General features: G+C 31.8%; 21 protein-coding genes. 12 read left to right on the top strand and 9 right to left on the bottom strand.

Annotated elements, in window-relative coordinates:
* The first annotated feature begins 155 nt into the window (after positions 1 to 155).
* The 6 genes from NNH57_RS10155 (at position 156) to NNH57_RS10130 (ending at position 6,406) form a co-directional block, all read left to right on the top strand.
* Complete coding sequence (locus tag NNH57_RS10155) at positions 156 to 1,820, top strand: BT_3928 family protein (RefSeq protein WP_074408971.1); 1,665 nt, start codon at positions 156 to 158, stop codon at positions 1,818 to 1,820.
* A complete protein-coding gene (locus NNH57_RS10150) occupies positions 1,820 to 2,893 on the top strand; it encodes an ABC transporter permease (RefSeq protein ID WP_074408970.1) in 1,074 nt (357 codons plus the stop codon). Before NNH57_RS10155 ends, NNH57_RS10150 begins: the two co-directional genes overlap by 1 nt.
* Positions 2,894 to 2,958: 65 nt before the next feature.
* Positions 2,959 to 3,711, top strand: coding sequence for a triose-phosphate isomerase (gene tpiA, locus NNH57_RS10145; protein WP_074408969.1), 753 nt, complete (start codon positions 2,959 to 2,961; stop codon positions 3,709 to 3,711).
* 117 nt (positions 3,712 to 3,828) lie between these two features.
* A complete protein-coding gene (prmA, locus tag NNH57_RS10140; protein WP_108807717.1) occupies positions 3,829 to 4,668 on the top strand; it encodes a 50S ribosomal protein L11 methyltransferase in 840 nt (279 codons plus the stop codon).
* 62 nt (positions 4,669 to 4,730) lie between these two features.
* A complete protein-coding gene (locus NNH57_RS10135; protein WP_025666493.1) occupies positions 4,731 to 5,006 on the top strand; it encodes an ATP-dependent Clp protease adaptor ClpS in 276 nt (91 codons plus the stop codon).
* A gap of 548 nt (positions 5,007 to 5,554) precedes the next feature.
* The gene (locus tag NNH57_RS10130; protein ID WP_074408967.1) at positions 5,555 to 6,406 is read left to right on the top strand and encodes a M57 family metalloprotease; all 852 of its coding nucleotides are present in this window, start codon (positions 5,555 to 5,557) and stop codon (positions 6,404 to 6,406) included.
* Positions 6,407 to 6,494: 88 nt separating this feature from the next.
* On the opposite strand, the gene NNH57_RS10125 is transcribed toward NNH57_RS10130, so the two are convergent.
* From NNH57_RS10125 to NNH57_RS10095, 7 genes are all read right to left on the bottom strand, one after another.
* Positions 6,495 to 7,703, bottom strand: a complete 1,209-nt coding sequence (locus NNH57_RS10125; RefSeq protein ID WP_108807718.1) for a hypothetical protein — start codon at positions 7,701 to 7,703, stop codon at positions 6,495 to 6,497.
* 281 nt (positions 7,704 to 7,984) lie between these two features.
* Positions 7,985 to 8,758: an outer membrane lipoprotein-sorting protein gene (locus tag NNH57_RS10120; protein WP_074408965.1), complete on the bottom strand. Its 774-nt coding sequence runs from the start codon at positions 8,756 to 8,758 to the stop codon at positions 7,985 to 7,987.
* 29 nt (positions 8,759 to 8,787) lie between these two features.
* A complete protein-coding gene (locus NNH57_RS10115) occupies positions 8,788 to 11,175 on the bottom strand; it encodes an efflux RND transporter permease subunit (protein ID WP_074408964.1) in 2,388 nt (795 codons plus the stop codon).
* 273 nt (positions 11,176 to 11,448) lie between these two features.
* On the bottom strand, positions 11,449 to 12,045 hold the full coding sequence (locus NNH57_RS10110; RefSeq protein ID WP_159099200.1) for a TetR/AcrR family transcriptional regulator: 597 nt from the start codon (positions 12,043 to 12,045) through the stop codon (positions 11,449 to 11,451).
* A 292-nt stretch (positions 12,046 to 12,337) separates the two neighbouring features.
* On the bottom strand, positions 12,338 to 12,853 hold the full coding sequence (locus NNH57_RS10105) for a cupin domain-containing protein (protein WP_108807720.1): 516 nt from the start codon (positions 12,851 to 12,853) through the stop codon (positions 12,338 to 12,340).
* 6 nt (positions 12,854 to 12,859) lie between these two features.
* Positions 12,860 to 13,474 (bottom strand): FMN-dependent NADH-azoreductase, encoded by a 615-nt coding sequence (locus NNH57_RS10100; RefSeq protein ID WP_074408961.1) that lies wholly within the window; start codon positions 13,472 to 13,474, stop codon positions 12,860 to 12,862.
* Between the two features lie 53 nt (positions 13,475 to 13,527).
* Positions 13,528 to 14,382: a sigma factor-like helix-turn-helix DNA-binding protein gene (locus tag NNH57_RS10095; protein ID WP_108807721.1), complete on the bottom strand. Its 855-nt coding sequence runs from the start codon at positions 14,380 to 14,382 to the stop codon at positions 13,528 to 13,530.
* A gap of 247 nt (positions 14,383 to 14,629) precedes the next feature.
* On the opposite strand from NNH57_RS10095, the gene NNH57_RS10090 reads away from it, so the two are divergent.
* Together NNH57_RS10090 and NNH57_RS10085 are read left to right on the top strand one after the other, a co-directional pair.
* Positions 14,630 to 15,352 (top strand): helix-turn-helix domain-containing protein, encoded by a 723-nt coding sequence (locus NNH57_RS10090; RefSeq protein WP_175392718.1) that lies wholly within the window; start codon positions 14,630 to 14,632, stop codon positions 15,350 to 15,352.
* A 63-nt stretch (positions 15,353 to 15,415) separates the two neighbouring features.
* Complete coding sequence (locus tag NNH57_RS10085; protein ID WP_108807722.1) at positions 15,416 to 16,747, top strand: serine hydrolase domain-containing protein; 1,332 nt, start codon at positions 15,416 to 15,418, stop codon at positions 16,745 to 16,747.
* A 4-nt stretch (positions 16,748 to 16,751) separates the two neighbouring features.
* Here the strand turns inward: NNH57_RS10085 and NNH57_RS10080 are convergent, their stop codons facing one another.
* Both NNH57_RS10080 and NNH57_RS10075 read right to left on the bottom strand, forming a co-directional pair.
* Positions 16,752 to 17,339, bottom strand: coding sequence for a YceI family protein (locus tag NNH57_RS10080; protein WP_108807723.1), 588 nt, complete (start codon positions 17,337 to 17,339; stop codon positions 16,752 to 16,754).
* A 145-nt stretch (positions 17,340 to 17,484) separates the two neighbouring features.
* A complete protein-coding gene (locus NNH57_RS10075) occupies positions 17,485 to 17,874 on the bottom strand; it encodes a hypothetical protein (protein WP_074408956.1) in 390 nt (129 codons plus the stop codon).
* A gap of 856 nt (positions 17,875 to 18,730) precedes the next feature.
* Between NNH57_RS10075 and NNH57_RS10070 the strand changes: the two genes are divergently transcribed.
* The 4 genes from NNH57_RS10070 (at position 18,731) to NNH57_RS10055 (ending at position 23,868) form a co-directional block, all read left to right on the top strand.
* A complete protein-coding gene (locus tag NNH57_RS10070; protein WP_074408955.1) occupies positions 18,731 to 19,606 on the top strand; it encodes a ParB N-terminal domain-containing protein in 876 nt (291 codons plus the stop codon).
* 891 nt (positions 19,607 to 20,497) lie between these two features.
* Positions 20,498 to 21,517, top strand: coding sequence for an L-tyrosine/L-tryptophan isonitrile synthase family protein (locus NNH57_RS10065; protein WP_108807724.1), 1,020 nt, complete (start codon positions 20,498 to 20,500; stop codon positions 21,515 to 21,517).
* A gap of 45 nt (positions 21,518 to 21,562) precedes the next feature.
* A complete protein-coding gene (locus NNH57_RS10060; RefSeq protein ID WP_108807725.1) occupies positions 21,563 to 22,396 on the top strand; it encodes a TauD/TfdA dioxygenase family protein in 834 nt (277 codons plus the stop codon).
* The gene (locus NNH57_RS10055; RefSeq protein WP_108807726.1) at positions 22,393 to 23,868 is read left to right on the top strand and encodes an FAD-binding protein; all 1,476 of its coding nucleotides are present in this window, start codon (positions 22,393 to 22,395) and stop codon (positions 23,866 to 23,868) included. The genes NNH57_RS10060 and NNH57_RS10055 overlap by 4 nt, the downstream gene beginning before the upstream one ends.
* Positions 23,869 to 23,924: the final 56 nt, after the last annotated feature.

The raw sequence follows: 23,924 nt of genomic DNA, 5'->3' as shown, positions 1-23,924 counted from the left end.
TATAAAATACTGTTAAACTAAAAGGAACAAGAATTAATCATATTATCTTGTGCAAATTATACTAAAATATTATAGTTAATATATAAAGAACAGGTAATCAAAATAGGTGTTACATTAGTTCTATTGGCTTTTTGAAAAAATAAATATATACGTAGATGAAAATATTGGTTTCTTTCTCAAGAATATTTGTAGCAGCACTTTTTCTGTTTTCAGGGTTTATAAAGCTTAATGACCCTGTTGGGTTTTCATACAAGCTTCAGGAATATTTTGGTGAAGGTGTACTGAACTTAGAATTTTTAATTCCCTTTGCTTTATTAATAGCGATTTTTTTGGTGATTTTTGAAATCGTATTAGGTATTACATTGTTATTGGGATATTTGCCAAAATTTACAGTATGGTCATTGTTATTAATGATTGCCTTTTTTACGTTTCTTACCTTTTATTCGGCGTATTTTAATAAAGTTACAGATTGCGGATGTTTTGGTGATGCATTACCATTAACTCCCTGGGAATCCTTTACCAAAGATGTAATTTTACTGGTTTTAATATTGATATTGTTCTTTGGAAGAAAGTATATAACACCGATTAAACCTCTTGCAGTACATAAATGGGTTGTTTTTGCAACTTTTACGGCTTGTTTAGCCTTTGCGTATTATGTTTTAATGCATTTACCAGCTTTTGATTTTAGAGCATATAAAGAAGGAGTTAATATTCAGGAAGGGATGGAAATACCAGAAGGAGCCCCAAAAGCAGAGTTTGCTTATCACTGGAAATTTAATGTTAACGGAGAGGAGAAAATTATTACCACAAGTGGAGATTATCCCAAAGTAGATGGTAAATTTATCGAAGTTGAAACCGAAACAGTAGACGAAGGATATGAACCTCCAATTCATGACTTTGCAATAGAAAAAAATGATACGGATTATACAGCAGAATTTCTCGAAAAAGAAAACCTGATATTAATAGTAGGGTATAACTTATCTAAAAGTGAAGCAGAAGGCTTTTATGCAGTTAAAGAAATAACCAATAAAGCGATATCTCAAGGATATGATGTGATAGGTCTTACCGCTTCTACACCAAAAGATATAGCGCAGGTACAACAACAATATGGTCTTGATTTTGAATTTTATACTACAGACGAAACAGCCTTAAAAACCATATTACGATCTAACCCTGGGATTGTAAAACTTAAAAAGGGGACTATAGTAAAAAAGTTACACTGGAATGATGCAGAGAAACTTAACCTGGAAAAAGTAGAACCTTCGAAACCTAAGATTAATGTACTGCTAAAAGCACAGTTAGATAGTATTATGAAGTTGGATCAGGACGGAAGAAGTTCTGGAGAAATTTCCTGGGAAGAACAAAAAATAATAGATAGTACCAATACAATATTTATAGAAGAAGTTTTTAAAAAGTATGGGTATCCTGGTAAAACTTTGGTTGGCGAAGGGACAAATATAGCGGCTTGGTTAGTAATTCAGCATTCAGATAAGATAGGAGTATATTTACCTCTTATAAAAGAAGCTGGAGAAAAAGGAGAGCTGGATATGGCATCGGTAGCAATGATGGAAGATCGGCACCTAATGCAGCAAGAATTAGAGCAGATTTATGGTACACAAGGAATGACGTTAAATTCTAATAGCAAAACACCAATTCCTTTGATATGGCCAATTAAAGATCCAGAATCTGTAAATGAAAGAAGAAAAGAAGCTGGTTTTACTGAAACAATAGAAGAATATAGCGAACGCCTCTTAGGTGTTCCTTACAAAATGTATACATTAGAAGAAGTAAAAAAAATAAAAGAAAACTCTAATCAATAATGGCAGGGTATCTCATCAGTAAAATAGGATATGCTTTGCTTACTTTATTGGGAGTGGTGACTGTTATTTTTTTATTATTTACAATTCTTCCCGGTGATCCTGCTCAGATGATGCTCGGGCAAAATGAGACCGAAGAACAGTTAAAAAATGTGAGGAAGAAATATGGTTTTGATAAGCCATTATCAAAGCAATATTTATATTATATAAATGACCTTTCTCCTATATCATTTCACAGTACAAATCCTGATCATTTTTCATATTTCGACACTAAAAAATATAACGGGAACCAGTTATTTAAGATAGGTGATGTTGCTACAATACTTAAATTTCCATATTTAAGAGAATCTTTTCAAAAAAGTGGTAAAAAAGTAAGTGAGGTAATTAAAGAAACGTTACCCAATACAGCGGTTTTGGCAATCTCTGCTATATGTATTGCCATCATTATAGGGATTTTATTGGGAATTATAGGTGCCTTGACCAAGGACCAATGGCCGGATAAAATGATTCAATTGTTAAGTACTTTAGGAATGAGTGTTCCTTCTTTTTTTAGTGCAATTATTTTTGCCTGGTTGTTTGGATATGTGTTACAAGAATTTACCAATTTAAATATGACAGGTAGTTTATATGAAGTCGATGATTTTGGAGAAGGGAGTTATATCCAATGGAAAAACCTAATTCTTCCTGCAATAGTATTGGGGATTCGACCACTTGCTGTTGTTTCTCAACTCATGCGTAATTCATTACTCGAGGTGATGGGGCAGGATTATATTCGCACGGCAAAGGCAAAAGGGCTTTCGATGTTTCAGGTGATAAGAAAACATGCATTAAAAAACTCATTAAACCCAGTTGTTACTGCAATTTCGGGATGGTTTGCATCTATGCTGGCTGGAGCAGTATTTGTAGAATATATATTTGGATGGAACGGATTAGGTAAAGAGATTGTAGATGCTCTAAATACGTTGGATCTTCCTGTCATAATGGGAGCTGTATTGGTGATTGCTACCATGTTTATACTAATCAATATATTTGTCGATATTATATATGGATGGCTTGACCCCAGAATTAGGGTTTGAGTTATTAATAACTCCTAATGTAATATATAACCACACTATTAACCAAAAACATAAATTTTAAATTAATGAGAAAAAAAATTGTAGCCGGAAACTGGAAAATGAATAAGAATCTGGCAGAAACCAAGACATTGCTATCTGAGTTAACAACCAAACTTAAGGCATCGTCTGAAGCAGAAATTATTGTAGCGCCTACATTTACTAACCTGTATAGTGCAACTGAAGTTTTAAAATCCTCAGAAATTACTGTTGCTGCACAAAATATGCATGAAGCAGAAAATGGCGCGTATACGGGAGAAATTTCTGCAGATATGCTTAAAAGTATTGGAGTAGAGACTGTAATTTTGGGACATAGTGAGCGTAGAGCTTATTTTGGAGAAACAGATCAATTACTAGCTCATAAAGTTAATACAGCATTACAACATGAGATGACTATAATTTTCTGTTTTGGAGAAGAATTGCAAGATCGAAAAAGTGATAATCATTTCTCTATTGTAGAACAGCAATTAAAAAATGGTCTTTTTCATATTAATAAAGCAAACTGGAAAAATGTAATCCTTGCATACGAACCAGTTTGGGCAATAGGAACAGGAGAAACTGCATCTCCAGAACAAGCTCAGGAAATGCACGCGTTTATAAGAAAAACCATAGCGAATACTTATGATCAGGAAACTGCTGATGAGGTTTCTATTTTATATGGAGGAAGTGTAAAGCCTAATAATGCTCAGGAAATTTTTGCAAAAACCGATGTAGATGGAGGATTAATAGGAGGAGCTTCATTAGATGCAGAAAATTTTTCTGCAATAGTAAATGCTATTTAAGAATTAACAGAATGTATAAAAGCACTCCATGGCAAGATGGGGTGCTTTTTTTTAGACTTACTTTTGATGCCAGCATTAAGGTAAAAGAGTAACTTTGCAAAATAATTAAAGATTAGTATGTCAAATACAAAATACATTGGGTATTATTTTAAGGTCTCACCACTACAACCAGCTACAGAAATATTAATTGCAGAATTGGGATATGTTGGATTCGAAAGCTTTGTAGAAACCGAGAACGGAGTTAATGCTTTTATTCAAAGTATAGATTGGGAAGAGAATATTTTGGAAGGGGTTTATGTATTAAATTCTGGAGAATTTGACATAGAATATACCATTGAAGAAATAGAGCAAATAAACTGGAATAAAGAATGGGAAAAGAACTTTAATCCCATTGTTGTAGATGATACTTGTAGTGTAAGAGCGCCTTTTCATGAAAAACCAAATACAAAATATGATATTATTATCGAACCCAAAATGTCTTTTGGTACAGGGCATCATGAGACTACACATATGATGATCCAACATATTTTGAAAACAGACCTAAATGATAAAACAGTATTAGATATGGGATGCGGTACTGGGGTTTTGGCAATTCTCGCTAAAATGAGAGGTGCCGGACCTACAGATGCTATTGATATTGATAATTGGTGTTATTTAAATACTGTAGAAAACGTAGAGCGTAATAATTGCGAAGATATTACTGCGTATGAGGGTGATGCCTCACTTTTATCAGGAAAAAGCTATGATGTTATTATTGCTAATATCAATCGCAATATATTACTAAATGATATTCAACAATATGTAAAATCCTTAAACTCCAAGGGTAAATTATTTTTAAGTGGTTTTTATAAAGAAGATTTAGATATGATTACAAAAGAATGTACAAAGAATCATCTTGATTTTATAGAAAATTTCAATAGAAATAATTGGATAGCAGCGTCTTATGAGTTAAAATAATCTTTTAATTAATGCATATAATACTCTAAGTTATTATATTTGCATAAAACAATTACCCCCTTATGAGTACCCAGGAGAAAGTTTTAGAAGAAGTTTTAGAAAAATCTGTTGACCAAAGCAATAACGAGATTGTTTTGTATAATGATGATGTAAATACATTTGATCATGTTATAGAAACTCTTATTTATACTTGTGAACATACACCGGTACAAGCAGAGCAATGTGCTATGTTAGTGCACTATAAAGGGAAATGTACTGTAAAAACAGGTGTTTATGAAGAATTAGTACCACGGTGTTCTAAATTATTAGATGCAGGTCTTAGTGCAGAGATTGTGTGATCGAATATAGATTAAAATTTTTCGTTTTATAACATCATAAGTCCATATTATGGACTTTTTTTATGCCTTAAATTGTGTCACTAAGAATAAATTAGATACTAAAGTTGTTTTATATGAATATGTTTTTTTAATTTTTGTTAAATATTTAAAACACTATTTTTTTAAATTTAAACTTTATGATATGTAGGAAAAAACTTTCTTCACCTCGTGCTTCTGATATTTAATTAAGTTTTCTTTAACATCCCTATTCATCTCTTGTTTTAACACCTTGTTAACATATTAAGAAAGTATAAGAATTGTGCATTTGATCGATTTTTTGTGTTATTTAAAAATTGCTTTTTTTGTATTTTTATTAGAAGAATCTTACGGTTTTACCGTATTTGTAATAAATAGTTTAAAAAATTAACTAATTTTTCCGAAAAAATATCATATCTTCAAACCGCAAAAATTTAGAAAAGTTCAAAGCTTTCTACATAATTGTATTTAAAATAGGGCATAACTACTCTATTTTTAGTTTTTAATAACTACACAAATTCAACTTAATTAAAATGAAAAAAATCAAAGTATTAGCGCTTTGCGCTATCGTTGCAGGATTTACAACATCTTGTGAAAAAAAAGAAGTTTCTAACGAGACACAACCAGAAGCTGTTACAGAACAAGTTTCAAAAGCTCACATTCAGGCATTACATGATGCAGGAGTGAATGCTACTGGAGCTGAATATGTGACGGTAAAACATCCAGATGGGTCAGTAGAAGAAGCTATACAATCTAGCGATCTTATTTTGGCAATTAATAAATTGGCAGAACAAAAACTGGCAGAAATAGAAAATGGTAACAAGCAATACAGAACAAATAATCTTGTATCTAGTGGTAATAGAAATATTAGCATTATCGGGTATACAGGATCTGGATATGCTTTAACCAGTAAAATGCGTACAGGACTTCAGTGGGCTGTTAACAATTATAATGCATTAAATAATACACTAAGTTTCAGTCTATCTTTTGCTGCATCTACCAGTGCTGATATGGTAGTATATAATAATGGTTCTTCGGGTGCAGGAGGATCTGCAGGTTTTCCTAGTGGAGGAAGACCATATAAGTGGATTCAGATTAATGCAGGTAGTAACAGTTTAAGTAATAATGCTATGGAGCATTTAATGGGTCATGAAATGGGACACTGTTTAGGATTCAGACATACTGATTATGCTCGAAGAAGATGTGATAATAGTAATGAAGGATCTGCTGGTATAGGAGCTATCCATATTCCTGGGACTCCAACTGCTAATCAGTGGGGACAAAGTGGTTTAGATACAGATTCTATTATGATCTCTTGTTTTGATGGAAGTGAAGATGGAGAGTTTAGTAACAGAGATAGAACTGCTTTAAACTACCTGTACTAAGAATTAGTTATAGATAAGCTTTGAACTTTTTATTAAAGCCATCCTGTTAACTAGGGATGGCTTTTTCATTTATATGGTTTTTGTCTTTTTAAAAATATTTAGAAATAGAGATTCTAAAAAAACTATCTTCTCTAAAATTTGATAAGATCAATTCACTATCATCAATTTCATTAAAAATACGGGCTTCAATTGCTGCAGTCCAGCTACTACCAAAACGCCTTGAAGCTTCGAGGCTAAAAATAGTAGTGCTAGATTCTAGATCCGTAATTCCCCCGATTAGTATTGATGTATCCTGGGTATCATTAAAAGCAATACGACTTCCGAAAAACACATCATTTTGTAATGCGTTTAGTGCCAGTTCGTCTCGCTCATCATATAAATACTCTCCTAGAACTCCGATATCAAGTCCATTTCCATCAATATTAGAGAATGTATATTCGAGGCCGGCTACCATAGCAAAGAAATTCTGAGCATCTGCATGACGATAAATAGATTCTAGTTTCCATAAAAAAGCATCATGGGTAATTTGCAAATCTAGACCGGTTTGATGTATTACGGGATAAAAAGCGTTGATATTTCCTGTAGTATCAAATACAAAAAGAGGCTCTCTACCGGTTCCATAAAAATGAGAGATACCAATATCAAAAATATCAAAATAGTGTTTCCAGCGAATGGCAACATCCTGTCTCCATTCTTTTGCGCTACTTTCGTAATTCAGGTCATCTTTATCAATTACTACCGGGAACCGTAATCTTCCTTTTTTACCAGAGAAAGTGCGTTTACGATGATAAGGGAGATAAAAGAAATCAAAAGTTCCAAATTTTTCGGTAATCCATGTAAACTGAGCCATGGGTTGGCCCAATTTTTCTTCTCCATCAAAAGTTTCAACAGCATCGGTTTGATTAATAATATCAACCAAATGATTGCTTTCGGCTACACCCCAATAGACTTTTTTGAGTCCAAGATTAAATTCCCAGTTTTTTTTAGCTTTTTGATAATAAAGTTCTCGGATATCCCAATGCGTTCGTTCATCATCAACATCTAGTCTAAAAAAACCTTTAAAGTTGATGCTTTCATATCCGGCATTCCATTCAGCTTTATATTCTGGTCGTATCGCTAGAGAAGGAAAATGATCTTCCTGATCTTCAAAAAGAGCATTATCATAGAAATAGCGATATTCTCCTTCTAATTCTAACTCAAAATCGTGGTTTACCTTTTTAGCTTTTTCATTTTGAGCATATATTGTATTGCCAATGCATAGTAGTAGAATTATGTAATAGATAGATTTAATCTTCATGTATTCGTTTTTTTATTTTCTGGCCTTTAACCAGATTAAGAACTGTGATTAATGTTCTAATATGGATGATAAAAAGTAAAGCAATAAAAAACGGGTTTTGATATTCGTAATACGATCTGATTAAGCAAAAGCTAAAAAAGATTGGTATCACTATAGCTTATTTTGTATAAGGAAAAACACAAGACCAGATTGGGATAACAATAAAGATTCAGTAAAGTAACCAAAAGAACTACTATTAGATATCACACAAACTGAGTCTAGTGTTTTTCATTTATTTATATTTATTGTCCAGCCCGTTTTAGAGCAACTTGAGTAAAATCTTCATCGGCAAGTGCTGCTTCAAAATTATAATCACTAAATTTTAATACGGTTTCTTTATTACTTTGGTGATTTACCATATGAAGAGTTAATGCTCTCCAGAATTTTCCTTTATATAATTTATAATCACCATAAGTAAGTGTTTTGAGTAGTGAGTTTTTACGATCATAGAATTCGACCCTTTCTATTCGATATCCTTTGTCTTTATTGTAAGTAACAATTCTTCTTGTGTAACCAGATTTTGGATCAACCGGATCTTGTTCTACCATCAATAAATTTCCTTTTTCTTCCAGAAATTTATAACCGTATTTTTCTACTTCTTGCGAAGAAAGATCTTCGTATGCAAACTCACTACCTACAAAAGGGCCGGATTTATTATTAGAAGATATTCTTTTTACTCTTTTGATTGAAGGTAAGAAAAGCCATTGGTCATCTGCTCCAATTTTGTGAGTAAAAGTTAATGTCGAGGTTCCTTTCACATCTTTTGGACTATTAAAAACAATCAGTGATTTATCTCCGTCTGTTGTTTGTTCTAAAGTTCGGGTAATTAATAACCGTTCACTGGTTTGCCCATTTTTATTTTTTAGGGTCATTTTTAGGTTTACAATAGAACTATTGAAACCTTGATCTGCCTGATCTGCTGCTTTGGCAATTTGCAAACCTCGTTCTTCTGCATTTTGTGCTGTTAAAGTTATAGTACTTAGTACTGCAAGTCCAGCTAAAATTAATGTTCTCATAGTAATAGATTCTTTATTGTTTTTATTTATTATTTATCAAGTTGCATTTGTGGTTCTAATTCTTTTACTGGTGTTTCTGTAGTAACCTTATCTTTTTTACTAATAAGAATTAGTAGAGCAGGCAGTAATATAAAGTCGATGATTAAGGCCGACAGAATAATAATAACCGTAATTCTCGCCATATAGCTATTTAAAGCGAATGATGAGGTGGATAGTACAGCAAACCCAGCCAGGAGTACCACTGTAGTAGTTACTAATGCTTTTCCAACGGTTTCAAACGCGTAGATAACCGCTTGCCTAGCATCATAGCCTAATTCTCTGCGAGCTCTTAAGAATTTACTCATAAAATGTACAGTATCATCTACTATTATCCCTAGAGTCATCCCAAAAACGATAACCATTCCTGTATTAATCTGAGCTTTGTACATTGCCCAAAATCCAAACCCGATAAAAACCGGAGTAACATTAGGAATGATACTTAGAAGACCAAGTTTAAAGTTTCTTAGCGCGAACATTAATACCAGAGAGATCAATATTAGCGCAATTATATTTCCTTTAAGCATGCTATCTGCTTGTCTAAAGCCTAATTTAGAAAACATAAGTGTTGGGCTTACTCCAATAGTATGCATAGGTTTTGGGGTATTGTCCTGTAACCATTTTTCGGCTCTTTTTGAAAAAGCAATCATCTCGGCACTAGAGATATTCTGAAGTGTTATAGTAACCCGACTTTCAGATTTATCTACATTAATTTGATTATTAAGATCTAATCCAAATGGTAAAGAAAGTTCGTATAGCAATAAATACTGTGCTGCTTCTTCACGACTATTAGGAACCCTATAATATGATTCATTATCTCCATGCATTGATCGGTTTACTCTTCTGGCAACCTCACTAAATGCGTTTACATGAATCACTTCAGGTTGTTCGTTAAGCCAATCTTCAAAATCATTTAATTTTTTAAGATACTCTGGGTTATTGATTCCTCCGCTTTCTCCACTTCCAACAGAAAATTCAACATTATAAATTCCGGTTAAGTTTTCGCTTATATAATCAGTATCACTTCTAAATTGTACTGTTTCATCAAAATAGTTGATGAACTCATCATTAAATCGATTTTTGGTAGCCAGAAATGTAAAGGCACCAATTACTATTATAGAGATTATTGCAAGTTTTGTAGGTTGTTTTGCTACAAAATGTCCAAGATTAGTATACCAGCTCGACTTTTCTATAAGAATGCCTTTTTTTTCTTTCACCTTTACAGGAAGAATCGCCATAAGTGCTGGTAATGCTGTAGTAGAATAGAAAAAGGCCATTGTCATTCCAAAAGCGGTAATATTTCCTAGATCCCAAAACGGAGGTACATCCCCAAAATTCATGGTTAAGAAACCTATAACCGTAGTTAAACTAGTGATGAAAACCGGCATGAAGTTAAGACGCATAGATTCGACAAGAGCCTCCTTTTTTGTATATCCATCTTTACGCATTTTTTGAAGCATAGTAATCAGGATATGAATACTATCTGCCACAGCCAAAGTTAATATCATTGTAGGAAAAACAGAAGATGGCGGAGTGAGCTTAATTCCCATAATCCCTACAAAACCAATTGCACTCATAATAGAAAATAGTACAACAATTAACGTAGCTAGAGTGCTAAAAAAGTTTCTGGTAAGAATGAGTGTAGTTAAGATTACAATAACCAACATAATCAGGGTTAACATCATATCTCTCATCGAAGATTCGAAGAAAGCAGTATTAAGAGGTACTAATCCCGATGAGTGTATCTGAAAATTTGGATATTTTTCTTGAAAATCAGAAATTGATTTTCTAACAAAAGCAGTCACTTCTGGTATCTCCTTGGCACTATCTTTTCCTGGGAGTCGTACTGTTACATTAATTGCAGTAACACTCCCTTTTTCATTAAGCAGACGATTTACCAAAAGAGGTTCTTTTAATGCTTTTTCTTTAATCGCTTTAATTTCTGAATCAGTTTTAGAAGCAGATTCATACGATAGATCGTCTACGTATAAATCATCACCCTGGGCACTCGTATGCTGAAAATTTGTTACTGCATCTACACGAGAAGAGTAGGGAGTGTTCCAAGCTTCGGCTGTAAGTTCTTCAATAGCAATTAGGTTCTCTTTTGTAAATATATCGCCATTAGAAGGAGAGAGTACAATAACAATATTGTCATCCTTGGTGTATTTATCCTGCAAGGCGTCAAAAGCTTCAAGCTCTGGGTTAGATTCACTGAAAAATACGTGATAATCACCATCAAATTCCATATTACCTTGTGAACCAAGCCCCATTGCAATGACTAATGTGGAAATTAATACAGGCCATTTGAATTTGATTACAAATTCTGCCCATTTCTTTGCAAACGCATTGGTAGCGTTACCTGCTTTTTTTAGTGCATTCATATAATTATTAGTTGTTAGTTGACCAGTCGACTTGTGATATGGTACAAGATGATATGGTACAGATTATTATGAGTTTTTATGTTTAGACGATTCGGATATTGATATTAGGACATGGTCTTTGATAATTTTTTTTTAAAACATTTAAGTTTTATAATTGACCAGTCGACTATTATTTGTTGTTTGATTTACTAAATTATGGTTTACATCATATTATAGGATTATTTAAATATTAACAATTGACCGGTCGTCTATATATATATATATCAAAAAAAATTATTTTAAAAATAACTGCCTGGTCATATTCATTACATTATCCATTGGATAAGCACTTTGGGTCTCTTTCATACTTGTCATTGCTCCTTTACCAGCATCTTCAATAAAATCTACCATGTTTGCAACATCAATCGAAGCATCTATTTCTCCTTGTTTTTGAGCTTCTATGGCAACTTTAATAATTTCTGTCTTTATTGTATCATGTTTTTCTAAGACAGCCTCTCGTATGTTTTCATTATGTTCGGCCATTTCATTACTTAGATTACAAGCCATACATCCATTTTTGCATTCTAATTCTTTTTTTACTACTTCAATTCTATATTCATAAAAATTAATCAGACGTTGTTTTGCAGAAAATGATTTGTCACGTAAAATCACTAAAGCAGGAGTAACCTGCGTTGTAAAATACTTGTCCAAAGCCTTAATTGCAAAATCTTCTTTACTATCAAAATAGAAGTAAAAAGAACCTTTAGGAACATCAGCTGCCTTAACAATGTCATTTACACTAGTACCATTGTAACCTTTAGACCAAATGATTTCCATCCCTTTTTCTAAAAGGTAATCGGCTTTGATCTCATGTTTTATGGTTTTCGACATTATTTTCATTTTGGGACGACAAAAATATGACCAGTCGTCTAGTAAAGCAAATTTTTTACTGTTAAATTTTTCTTTATTTAATTTAACTATCTGTTTGTTAGTGTATTGAGTTGTTGTTGTGTAAAATGCATATACAAAAATACTTTTACCACTTAACATATAATCAATATTGCAAATTTATGCTGTTTGCTATTACAATCTATGAAATTGTATCGATTTTTATCAATTTTTAATGTATTCATCTCTGGCAAAAGATAGAAAACAAGTGAAAACATGACCAATCACTTTAAAATTAATGATCTCTAATAGGTAACATATTAGAAGTATCGACAGGAAAACTATCGTATTTGTTATAAAGTTTTAAATATTTTTCAGGATCAATAGTGTCACTGTTAAGCGTTTCATATAACCCTCTAAAAAAACCTTCTCTTTTTTGTGAAGGATTAAAAAGTAGGGTAAGCCGGACTTCTTCATCGGTGTCATTTTGAAATCCGTGAGGGGTAAATCTAGGAGCATATGCTACAGTACCAGGACCAATTAGATGTTTATCGCCTTTAGTTCCTGTAAAAAGAGTGAGTGTTCCCTTATTTACTATAAAAGTTTCGTCCATAAATCTATGATAATGTAACTTGGCACCAATGGCTCGGGGTGCTAAAACTATTTCATAAACTCCTAATTGATCATTCGATAATTCACTAGTTAGTTTAAAAGTAAAAGAAATGCTATTCATAGTAAATGTTTCTCCTTCATCGGGCAGGATTAGTACTTCTTTATTTTCTAGTGTATCGTTAAAAAAATCTTCTTTCATGGTATTTTAGTTTTTAAAAATAGTATCGATTTGTTTATGAATGTTTGTGATATTATGCTGTAGAATATCTGCTTTGCTGGTTCCTTCAAGAGAAAAAATGTTTTTCACCATGATCCCCATATGATGTAGTATTGCTTTTAGATAGGGTTCCTGAAAATCATAAGCCTGCATAGCAGTACCTACATAAGTACCTCCTTTTACTAGTGCCAGGTAAGCTTTTTTATCTTTTAATAATCCATGATAAGAGCCATCTTTGTGTATTCCAAAAGTGTGATCTATTCTAACAACATGATCGATATATGCCTTAAGATTAGACGGGATATTTAAGTTGTATAAAGGACTACTTATCAATATTTCATCTACGCCATTTAATTCTTTGATTAGTTCATCAGATAGAGCAGTAGCTGCAAAAAATTCCTGAGACATACGTTCTTTTGGAGTATAAAACCCTTGAATTGTTGTGTTATGTATATGCGGAATAACAGAAGTTACAAGATCTCTATAAATAACCTTACCTGATGGATATAATGTTCTCCATTTTGTTTCGAGGTAATCTGCCAATTCTCTAGAATGAGACCCTTGCGTTCTAGAGCTTGCATCAATTCTTAATAATGTTTTCATGGTATATATATGTCATTTACCTGTATGACAAATCACAATATGAAAACGTGACGCTAATATATCTTTTTTGCAATATTTTTGAGTTTTTCTGGATCAACTACAGAACTAATTTTATAAATTTTTTGATCTTGATTAATTGAAAATACTTGACAAGATGATAATATATCGTTATCAAAATAGGCTATTGCTGGTTGGTGATTAACTTCAATATATCTGGTGTTTTGTAGCGATTGAAATTTATTAAAAACTTCAAGAATCAGTTTGATACAGCTTTGTTTTCCGCTGGTGAAATTTCTAAGAACCTTAATTTTGTCACCACCATCAGCAATCATGGTAATATCATTTGCAAAAAGTTGCTCTAACTTTTTGATATCTCTTTCTCGTATCGCAGTACTGTAATTATTAAGATATTCTTCTGTATTTTTAGTTTTAGAGATCAAATTCTTTTGACTGGTTTTTTTTAATTTAGTCTTTGCCCGACTTAACAATTTTCTCGAGTTCTCAGGAGTGCTAGAAAGAACTATGGCGATATCATTATGAGAATAATTAAATGCTTCTTTCAGCACAAAAACAGCTCTTTCTTTTACAGTTAATTGATCTAATAAAATCAATAATGAGTACGAAACGATATCTTTTAAGTATAAATCATTATCAGCGGTATCGGTAGCAATAGGTTCTGGAAGGTAGATATTTTCTGAAACAAATTTTTTCTGACGCTTTTTTTTATTGATCGAAGTATTAATAACCGATTTGATCAAGTATGCTTTGGGATTATCTATGTTTTTGTTTTGAAGCAAAATAAAGGCGTTTAAAGTATCCTGAATAGCGTCTTTTGCATCGTCGGTAGATCCTAGAATGTTATAGGCAAATGGAAATAAAAACTCCTGATATGTGTCGAAATCAAACATTGGTTTTTTAATGTATGAATAAATATGTTTCTTTAGTATATAAATGTATTATTATATGATGACAACTAAGAGATCAAAAATGTGACAGAAAAGGATAATATTTTTTTTTTTGACAAAATTTATATACCATCCAGATTTGATAGCTATGATGGTTTACAATGATTAGAATACTATGATTATTAAAAGCGAACTTGCTGATTTATCTTTACAACACTTGATAAAAGAGTATTATTACTTTTCAAAAAAGATGGATACAACGGTTAAGTATGTACCAGTGATCGATGATTGTTGTTATGATTTTGTTTTCTTTAAAGAATGTAATAGTGTGCTAACGTATGGAGAGAAACAATCCACTTTTCCTATCCCTTTTAAAGTATTTACTATTCATGATCTATCCCCTCCTTATACTTTAAAATTTGAAACATCACTTACTTTTTTTACAATTAAGGTACAACCATGGGCAAATGCGCATTTTTTTTCATACTTAGATACTTCTGGGATTATTGACCTAAGTCTGGAAAAAACAGGCATACTAGAAGTACAAGAGCAATTTTTTAAAGATATATTGATAAGTGATAGGTGTACCATAGCAGATGATTTTATAAAAGAACAAAACCTTATCCTTAGCTCTTCGGCCCTTTTTGTAAAAGATATTTGTGAGTATATCTATAATGTAAAAGGAATGACATCGGTAAACCTGTTGAGTGAAAAATATAAAAAAACCCGCCAATATTTAAATAGAATCTTTAAGCAAGAAGTGCTTTATAGTTTGAAGAAGTTTATCATTACAGTACGGATTATGGATTTGGTTAAATTTAAAATTAAAAATAAACATATTTCTATGACCGAACTGTGTTATACATACGATTATTTTGATCAATCACATTTTAATAGGGATTTTAAGAAAGTATGCGGTGTAACACCTATGCAATTCTTTAATGATCTACCAGAATTTTTATTCCGTCATTAGATAAGGTTCCATTTTTACAATTTTTAATACGCTAATTGTATTTGCTTTGCAATAAAAAAGAAAATGACTCGTATTTTATTAAAACTGGTAGTATTAGCAATATTTTTAGTAGCATGTTCTAAAACTAAAGAAACAAAGGTTTCAAAAGTTGATCATGAAAACAAGCCCAATGATTCGCTATTTCTAAAAAGCGATATGTATTTGACAAAGCTTACCGAGTTAAAGAAATTTAATGGAGTGGTATTACTTAAGAAGGGCAAGAAAACTGTTTTGAGAAAAGCATATAATATCTCTTCGGATACGCTGTCTAAATTATATGTAAATGTAGAAAGTCAATTTGATCTTCGTTCTGTCTCTAAATTATTTGCCAAAGTAAGTGTACTTCGGCTAGAAAACGAAGGTAAAATTAACCGTAGTGATACCATTGGTAAATATTTGCCCGGTTTTCCTAATGGAGAGCGTATAACTATTCAACATCTTATGGACAATAGTTCGGGTTTACCCAGAGAATTTGATACTTCAATATCTAATACATTAGAACTTTCTCCAGACGAAATAGTGACTCTGGCTTCAAAAGAGAAATTAGAGTTTGAGCCAGGTTCTGAGATACGGTATTCTAATATAGGTTTTCAGTTGTTATACTATATTATAGGCAAAACCAATAAAAGCTCGTATTCTTTATTTTTGAAAGAAAATTTCTTCAAGCCGTTAAAAATGAAGCGTTCAGGTGGTAATTTTGATGCAGATCTTAGGCATTTAAAAAGCTATGCCTATGGACATTATGTCGATGATGAAAAAAACATTAAAAGTGTTGATTCTTTTTTACAGGACGAAGTAAGAATGGGTAATTTACATTCGTCTGTTGATGATTTGGCTCAATTTCTTACGATCTTAAACAAAGAAGACCATGCCTCTTTGATTCATGATCATAGTATTTCGCATGCAGGAGGTACAAGAGGTAAACGAGCCTATATCTATAGAAACTTTTCACAGGATTATAGTATTGTTTTCTTAACAAATTATGATGAAATTCCTTTTGAGCAATTGATAAGTGATTTAGAAAATATACTTGAGAGCAAGAAGGTGAAAATGCCAAAAGCAGTACTTCGTAAATCGATCAACCTTTCTCCTCTTGTGCTTAAAAAATATGAGGGGACTTATGATTTTGTAGATGCTGGTCATCTTTTAATTACTCTTAAAGTAGAAAAAGATAGTTTGTTTTTGTATCAGAAAGAACAAAATAATGGAGTACTCTATCCAGAAAGCGAAAATGTGTTTTTTGGCGATAAGACTTCTGAAGAATCAATAAAATTTGTAAAAAACAAATCAGGAAATTATTACATTCTGATGGATTTTCAGGGAGTGCAATGGGAAGGAGTAAAGGTCGGTAAATAAACTGTTAACATCCATCCTGATTTGCTACTACAAATACTTCAAAATCAATAGTGTTTGATATGATATCATCCTTCAGGTTAATAAGGAAATTTTTGGATTTATAGTTGATTTTCCACAATGTTCTATCAATTACAAATTTAGACTTCATCAATACTTGATTATTGATGTTTTCGATAGTAGATTGATACTGTATGATGTGCCTTATATCATTGATAGTTAGATATGCAATTACATCCAAATTTGTAGCATTTATATACCGGGTATTAATAATTTCTAATTTAGCAATTGGATGTTTTTTAACGTTAAAAAAGTCTTTACTCTTCAAATGGGTGATCAACATTTCGTTATATTGATCACCTATATTGATAATAGAATTCATATCAATTTCAAATTCTCCTCCTGTAATAAGAATTCCCTTTCTACGTATAACACCGTTTTTAAGTTTTACCGTTCCATTATGTGTATTCAAATTTAGAAGATCAGAACCTTGCCAATTAATAATACTTTTACCAGTATCTATTCTTAAATCTTGTTGTGCATAAGTTGTAGGAATTAAAAAAATTATTACCACTACTAGAATTATTTTTTTCATAGTTGATGTTTTTTTGTAAAACTAAAACAGATGTCAGGTAACTGGTGAAAAAAAATGTAAAAGAAGTGTCAAAAAATGTAAATTTTTACTCAATATACTTCTTTACATCTTAGCATTGTAATCTCTATACATAAAGGATACGTATTCAGCCATAATTTACAATGAAAGGAATATCATAATTGTTATGATATGAATTTGAAAATTGATTTTTTTTATTAGAATAGAGCGTATATTTTCCTTCTTTAGATAACTTGTTTTTTGGACAAACGAACATCCATTTTAGATCAAAAAAATGCTGCTGTGTTAAATTTACAGATCCAGAAAATACAGTATAGCAACAACAAGATGTTGATAAGCAGTTTTTCCACTCTATAAAAAAGGATAGATGAATAAAATCTGTCTCTTTTAGTGTAATCGAAGAGAAGTAATGTCTTATTTTTTCTGTACGAAACTCTATTTCTATACAGCCCGAAATCAAATCAGGATCATTGTCATTAATTTTTAAATCTAATGAAACCTTTTCTTTAATATTCATTATAGTTAAGGATGTTTTACGGCCTTTTTATATATCAGAACGAGTATTAATAAATAATCACAAATAGAAAAAACAAAGAAGCCTTTTCTTTTATTAATTTATCAAAATCTTCATATGTTGTTTAGGCCAATAAAATTGGGTTGAGGTATATTTTTCTTGTTCTAGAAAAGTTATTAATTAGTTCATTATAACTAAAGAATAAGTGCTACAAATATAAAATCTGGTATATGTCATTTTTTAGGTTTTAAAAGTTAATTGAAGACTAAAATATAAAGATCAAGATGATTTGTATTGCACTTTTGTGCCATTATTGTTTCACATTTATTGATAACGTAATTATTTTGTGGTTTTATAGCAATGACAACTTAATGACTATTTTGTAAGAAAAAGCTTTGAGTTTTTGTAGGTTAAAACGTATGATGTGTTTGTAGAAATTCTGTGCTATTTCATGTTGATCATCTCAAAAGAGATTAGTTTTTGGAATAGAAATCAAGGTTTTATAGTGATAAATAGGATTTAACCAATGGTAGATATGGAACAATTAATGGTAAATATGGGATAATCTCTAATTCTATTATATCTTTGTTTTATACTACAGATATAGGTTTATAATTTTGAGTTTTGAAACAGGAGTACTTATAATCCTTTATGGATTTCAAAAAATCAAAACTAATCTCGTTATGTAAAGGGAAGCCTGTTTTTTATTTCTGAAACTTGCTAATGTATTGAAATATAGTAGTTAATATTGATGTGAACTTGCTTTTTTTAATATGAAATGAATTATGGTTAGTTAGGTCTCGTTAAACAAGATGAAGATATAAACTAAGAACACTTTTTAAATAACTCAAAATAAAAAATGAACAAAGAGAATATTAGAGTTTTAAAAGAATTAGAAGAGTTTATTGTACCATTATCTAAAGAAGAATTTAAACAATTAAAAGAAAATATTCTTTTAGAAGGATGTAAAGAAGCATTGTCGGTTTGGGAGCGAGAAGATGATTTAGTATTAATAGATGGACATAATCGGCATAAAATTTGCCAAGAAAACGAGATAGATTATAGAATAAGCAAGTTTTCTTTTTCTTCGATAGAAGAAGTGAAGTCGTGGATGATAAATCATCAACTAGGACGAAGAAATCTTAACCCCGATCAATTGAGTTATTATAGAGGACTTAAATATCTAAGTGTCAAGAAAAAAAAAGGAGGGTATGCTAATATTCTTTCGAAGGGTCAAATTGAACCTTCAACATCCAAAATACTTGCAGAACAATATAAAGTAAGCGAAAGTACTATCAAAAGAGACTCTAGATTTGCTAAAGCTATTGACCTTATTGGGATAACCAATAATAAGCTCAAAAACCAGATATTGTCGGGGAAAATAAAAATTAAGAAATCAGATTTATACACTTTACTTAAGGTAAAAGGAATAGAAGACTGGGTTATTATTAACGAATCTGATTTGAGACATAAAATAAAAGTTTCGCAAGAAGACGTCTTGCAAAATATAGAAAACAAATTAGATGAATTAGATAATAGTGAAAAAGGAAATATCGAATTTGTTAAAGGAGTAGATCCCTTATTTTTACCAAAAAATGATAGACTTAAATTAATAAAAGGAAGGATTATATCTGCAATTAATATGGCAATTGATAAAAAAGATATAAATGCTATTCAGGAATTAAAAACCCTTATAGAAAAATTGGAAACCGAAATACTTACAGATATAAATTAAAATATTTTTGTGAGCTGTTATACTATTATAATAGAAAACGAGTTATATTCTGGTAGCGGTTGCAAAAGCACCAAGAGAATTTTTTATAGTTAAAAATTCAACTATATTTATAAAAAATAACAGGTAAATACACCATGCTAGGTTATAAAATATAGCATGTTTGATTAAAAATATATCGTTTTGTTATCGAATACTAATCACTAATTAGAAAAATAAAAATCACTAAATATAATCTTGTATAATGATTTTTATAAAAGTTAGATTCAAAAAAGATGGCCTTGATAAGACGATCTTATAAGATATGCAACGTTTTAATATTTAGTAAATATTGATTTAGAGATATACTCATACGTTCAATAAAGATGAGTTTAGTACATAAAAATTATAGTATGTATACTAAAAAATGTATGGTGTTTAGACAATAGCAGAGGCTTCCTGTTATTAGATTAAATAGTTTAGGAACAAGGTTGCTTTTCTTTATGAAGAAGAGACAACATTTTATCGTTTTGATTTAATTCGAATCGTACGGCTAATGTATGAATTGCAGAAAATATAAGACTGCAATCAAGAATTGCGTTTTAAAAAATAACATTGGTGATATCAGATCGTATTTGGTAGTGCCAAGAAATAGTAAATATTCTTGAAAATAGTGAAACCAAAGCTCTATTTGCAAGAGAATAAGTCTTTGCCATTGTAAAAGAGGTTTAAGAAGGATTAGCTATCGTTAAAAAATGATTGTAGAAGGAGAGCATATGCATACACCTTACTGATTAGGATATGAATATCCTTTCTGTATAGAGTGTTATATATGCCATGATGAGCATACATTAAAAAAATTAAGATGAGAGAAATCGACACGTAAAATAGAAAATTAATTCTTAAAACCTTATTATGAAAATTTTAGATAATGAACTAAGTAAACCTTACACATCATCTAGTCACTCTGACCAAGTTACAGATCAAGCGAGAAATATTTTAACCAAAGTCATGCAATTTCGGCGAATGATGGTATCCGAAGATAGCTGCGATTCTCCTGCATGCTTAAGTTGTCACAATCCACACTTGGATAAAGTTTCTATGGCCATTAAGCAAAAAAAGAAAATTAGATTTGTCTTACCGGCATTTCCTGGTAAATCTCCTAATCCGGCAAAAGTTTTAGGGTATCTTCCTGACATGGCAGAAAAGCAAGCTCTTACATTTTTAAATGATCTCTGTCAACAAATTCAAAGTATTTACGAGCCAGGAGCAGAGTTAATTATATGTTCTGATGGTAGAGTTTTTAGCGATATTGTAGGGATTTCTGAAAAGCATGTAACTTCTTATCAAATTGAAATTGATCGCCTTATTGAAGAGTTAAACCTTACAGCGCTTTCTACTTTTAACCTTGATGATATAGATATTAAAAGTGATTTTGATCAAGCCCGTTATGAGCTTGTAAAAAAGTATGGACAAGATCTGGATAGCTTAAAAGATAAAGTAAAAAATGGAGGGGCAAGATCGAGCAATGCAGAAGAAAAAGAAGCTAATCGTATGTACCTCGGGCTTACACGTTTTCTTGTTGAAGATTTAATGTTTCCTGGACAAACAAGATCTAAAAGCTCAATTCAAAAAGAATGTAAAGTAAAAGCGTATCAGGCAATTATAAGAAGTAATGCCTGGACCGATTTGATTGCAGAAAAATTTCCCGAAGCAATACGCCTATCGATACACCCTCAGATCTGTGGTTCTAAAAAAATTGGAATTCAACTTCTGGGAAGGGAAACATGGATGACGCCCTGGCACGCAGTCGCTGTACATACTGGTAACGAATTTGTACTTATGAAGCACCGGGAAGTTAAAAAGTTAAATGCAAAATTAGTTCAGGACGAAAACGGACACTCTAGCCACTACGAATTGATGCCTCAAAATTAGGGTGTAGAATACTAGTTTAGAAAAACAAAGTTAAAAGAGTAAAATATGAATTTTAGAACCACAAAATTAAATCCATTTGGTTTATTAATTGAGCCCATTAACGGAAAGGAAGATATTCGGGATTTAGATATAAATGAACTGAAAAGTGTGCTATCAAAAGAACATCTAATTGTTTTGAGAGGGTTTCAGAGTTTTGACAGCGCCGAAGATTTCTCTGACTATTGCGAAAAATTCGGAGAAATTTGTTTGTGGCCTTTCGGAAAAGTTCTGGAACTTGTTGTTCAGGATAATCCCGGAGACCATATTTTTGACAATACTTATATTCCTCTTCATTGGGATGGTATGTATCGTAAACAAGTTCCCGAGACGCAAGTATTTCATTGTGTAAGTTCTCCTGGAATTGATAATGGAGGAGGAACAACTTTTACCAATACAAAAATGATTTTAGAAGAAGTCTCAGAAAATACTAAAGAATCTTGGAGTAAAGTAAGTTGTGTGTATTCACGAAAAATGGAGTTTTATGATAGCAAAACGATTGCTCCGCTCCTTAATAAACACCAGGAAAAAGAGTACTCTGTAATTCGCTATTGTGAACCTCCAAATCATAGCGATGAATCGTTTGTTAATCATCCAGGCTTTGAAGTCGAGGGGATTCCAAAACAGGAAATCGGAGATTTTCTTCAAAATCTTAATAAAACGCTCTACGCTCCAGAATATCTCTATACCCATCGATGGGAAACAGGAGATATTGTATTTTCTGATAATAGCACTTTATTACATGGTCGCGAACCTTTTACCAAAGGCGCTCCCAGACACCTTAGAAGAGTACAATTACTAGGGAAAACACCAGATAATCCACATCTTATATATACAAAATGATAACAAAAGAAACAGATATTTTTATTGTAGGAGCCGGACCGGTTGGGCTAGCTTGTGCATATCTAGCAGAGCTCTCGGGATTAAAAACAATCATTATAGATAAATCTGAAGGCCCGCTAGAAGTAGGAAGAGCAGATGCTCTTAATGCGAGAACACTACAACTACTTGAAGTTGCTGACTTATTTAAAGAACTCTATCCTCTGGGCTTGCCTTGTAATACAAGTTCGATATGGGAAAAGGGAAAGTTTGTATCACGACAATCGTATTGGTGGGATGAGCTTGAAGGTTGTTTTCACAAACATTTTTTGATGCTGGGACAAGCATTTGTAGAGAAACTCTTAGATGAAAAACTTACATCAATTAATGCACCTGTAGTAAGACAAACAACATTAGAAGATATTCAGGTTACAGAAGAGGGGTGTATCAGTACTCTTTCTAATGGAGATGTAATAAAATCAGATTATCTTATAGGAGCAGATGGCTCTCATTCTTTTGTTCGTAATTACTTCGATATACCTTTCGAGATTACACGGCCTCAAATTGTATGGGCAGTAATTGATGCTGTATTCGAAACTGATTTTACAAAAGTTCCCGAAATTATAGTTTTCCAATCAGAAACATCAGATGTTGCCTGGATTCCCAGGGAAGGAAATATTGATAGGTTCTATATCAGAATGGATCGCAAAGATTTTGTTATAGAAGATGCTATGGAAAAAATTAATTTCGCGATGTCACCACATACAGTTAAGATAAAAGAGCTGGTTTGGTTTTCTCAATTTTCTGTAAAAGAATCTGTTGCAGAAAACTATCTTATTCAAGACCGTGTAATTCTAGCCGGAGATGCTTGCCATATTCACTCTGTGAATGGAGGGCAAGGTTTAAATACCGGCCTGGCGGATTCATTTAACTTAATTTGGAAATTGAATATGATAAAAAATCATGGTGCTGATCAAAGTCTGCTCAATTTATATGAAACCGAGAGAAAACCAGTTGCTCTTAGTGTAATTCAGAGTTCTGGAGAACTTGTGCGTTCTACAAAATATTCAAACTCTGGTACCCATGCAAAAGATTATGTTAAGATTGTAGAAAAGAGAGCAGGAAATATTACAGGTATGGGCATTCGCTATAGTGAGAATGGAATGGCGGGAACAAGAATTTATGATATCGAAGTGAATCAGGGAGAAAAGAAAAATCAATTGTACTCCCTTCTTGATTATACCAGGTTTACGCTTCTTTATTTTGGCAATCAAAAAATAGATTTAGAATTACCAGATTTTGTGAAAGTAATACAAATTCATTCCAATGATTCGCAACATGGATTTTGGACAGATAGTAAATACTATAAGGATCAGACTATTTTGGTTAGACCTGATTCTTATATCGAATCTGTTGGTTCACTAGACCAAACAGATTCCTTAATTAAAGACCTTGTTCGTAAATATTCAAAAAATAGTGTCTCATTAATGGTGTAACTAAAAAGAGTGTCAATTCGAGTGGTTTTTCAGAATAGCCTCTCGAATTGACAAAT

The organism is Aquimarina spinulae (assembly GCF_943373825.1).
GTDB classification, from domain to species: domain Bacteria; phylum Bacteroidota; class Bacteroidia; order Flavobacteriales; family Flavobacteriaceae; genus Aquimarina; species Aquimarina spinulae.
The sequence above is the reverse complement of the archived record's forward strand: the minus strand, read 5'-3'. Positions and strand labels throughout refer to the sequence as shown.

What these genes read in the sequence shown, in the direction of transcription:
- NNH57_RS10155 (WP_074408971.1), top strand. Translation starts at nt 156, where the DNA reads ATGAAAATATTGGTTTCTTTCTCAAGAATATTTGTAGCAGCACTTTTT.
- NNH57_RS10150 (WP_074408970.1), top strand. Translation starts at nt 1,820, where the DNA reads ATGGCAGGGTATCTCATCAGTAAAATAGGATATGCTTTGCTTACTTTA.
- tpiA (WP_074408969.1), top strand. Translation starts at nt 2,959, where the DNA reads ATGAGAAAAAAAATTGTAGCCGGAAACTGGAAAATGAATAAGAATCTG.
- prmA (WP_108807717.1), top strand. Translation starts at nt 3,829, where the DNA reads ATGTCAAATACAAAATACATTGGGTATTATTTTAAGGTCTCACCACTA.
- NNH57_RS10135 (WP_025666493.1), top strand. Translation starts at nt 4,731, where the DNA reads ATGAGTACCCAGGAGAAAGTTTTAGAAGAAGTTTTAGAAAAATCTGTT.
- NNH57_RS10130 (WP_074408967.1), top strand. Translation starts at nt 5,555, where the DNA reads ATGAAAAAAATCAAAGTATTAGCGCTTTGCGCTATCGTTGCAGGATTT.
- NNH57_RS10125 (WP_108807718.1), bottom strand. Translation starts at nt 7,703, where the DNA reads ATGAAGATTAAATCTATCTATTACATAATTCTACTACTATGCATTGGC.
- NNH57_RS10120 (WP_074408965.1), bottom strand. Translation starts at nt 8,758, where the DNA reads ATGAGAACATTAATTTTAGCTGGACTTGCAGTACTAAGTACTATAACT.
- NNH57_RS10115 (WP_074408964.1), bottom strand. Translation starts at nt 11,175, where the DNA reads ATGAATGCACTAAAAAAAGCAGGTAACGCTACCAATGCGTTTGCAAAG.
- NNH57_RS10110 (WP_159099200.1), bottom strand. Translation starts at nt 12,045, where the DNA reads ATGTCGAAAACCATAAAACATGAGATCAAAGCCGATTACCTTTTAGAA.
- NNH57_RS10105 (WP_108807720.1), bottom strand. Translation starts at nt 12,853, where the DNA reads ATGAAAGAAGATTTTTTTAACGATACACTAGAAAATAAAGAAGTACTA.
- NNH57_RS10100 (WP_074408961.1), bottom strand. Translation starts at nt 13,474, where the DNA reads ATGAAAACATTATTAAGAATTGATGCAAGCTCTAGAACGCAAGGGTCT.
- NNH57_RS10095 (WP_108807721.1), bottom strand. Translation starts at nt 14,382, where the DNA reads ATGTTTGATTTCGACACATATCAGGAGTTTTTATTTCCATTTGCCTAT.
- NNH57_RS10090 (WP_175392718.1), top strand. Translation starts at nt 14,630, where the DNA reads ATGGATACAACGGTTAAGTATGTACCAGTGATCGATGATTGTTGTTAT.
- NNH57_RS10085 (WP_108807722.1), top strand. Translation starts at nt 15,416, where the DNA reads ATGACTCGTATTTTATTAAAACTGGTAGTATTAGCAATATTTTTAGTA.
- NNH57_RS10080 (WP_108807723.1), bottom strand. Translation starts at nt 17,339, where the DNA reads ATGAAAAAAATAATTCTAGTAGTGGTAATAATTTTTTTAATTCCTACA.
- NNH57_RS10075 (WP_074408956.1), bottom strand. Translation starts at nt 17,874, where the DNA reads ATGAATATTAAAGAAAAGGTTTCATTAGATTTAAAAATTAATGACAAT.
- NNH57_RS10070 (WP_074408955.1), top strand. Translation starts at nt 18,731, where the DNA reads ATGAACAAAGAGAATATTAGAGTTTTAAAAGAATTAGAAGAGTTTATT.
- NNH57_RS10065 (WP_108807724.1), top strand. Translation starts at nt 20,498, where the DNA reads ATGAAAATTTTAGATAATGAACTAAGTAAACCTTACACATCATCTAGT.
- NNH57_RS10060 (WP_108807725.1), top strand. Translation starts at nt 21,563, where the DNA reads ATGAATTTTAGAACCACAAAATTAAATCCATTTGGTTTATTAATTGAG.
- NNH57_RS10055 (WP_108807726.1), top strand. Translation starts at nt 22,393, where the DNA reads ATGATAACAAAAGAAACAGATATTTTTATTGTAGGAGCCGGACCGGTT.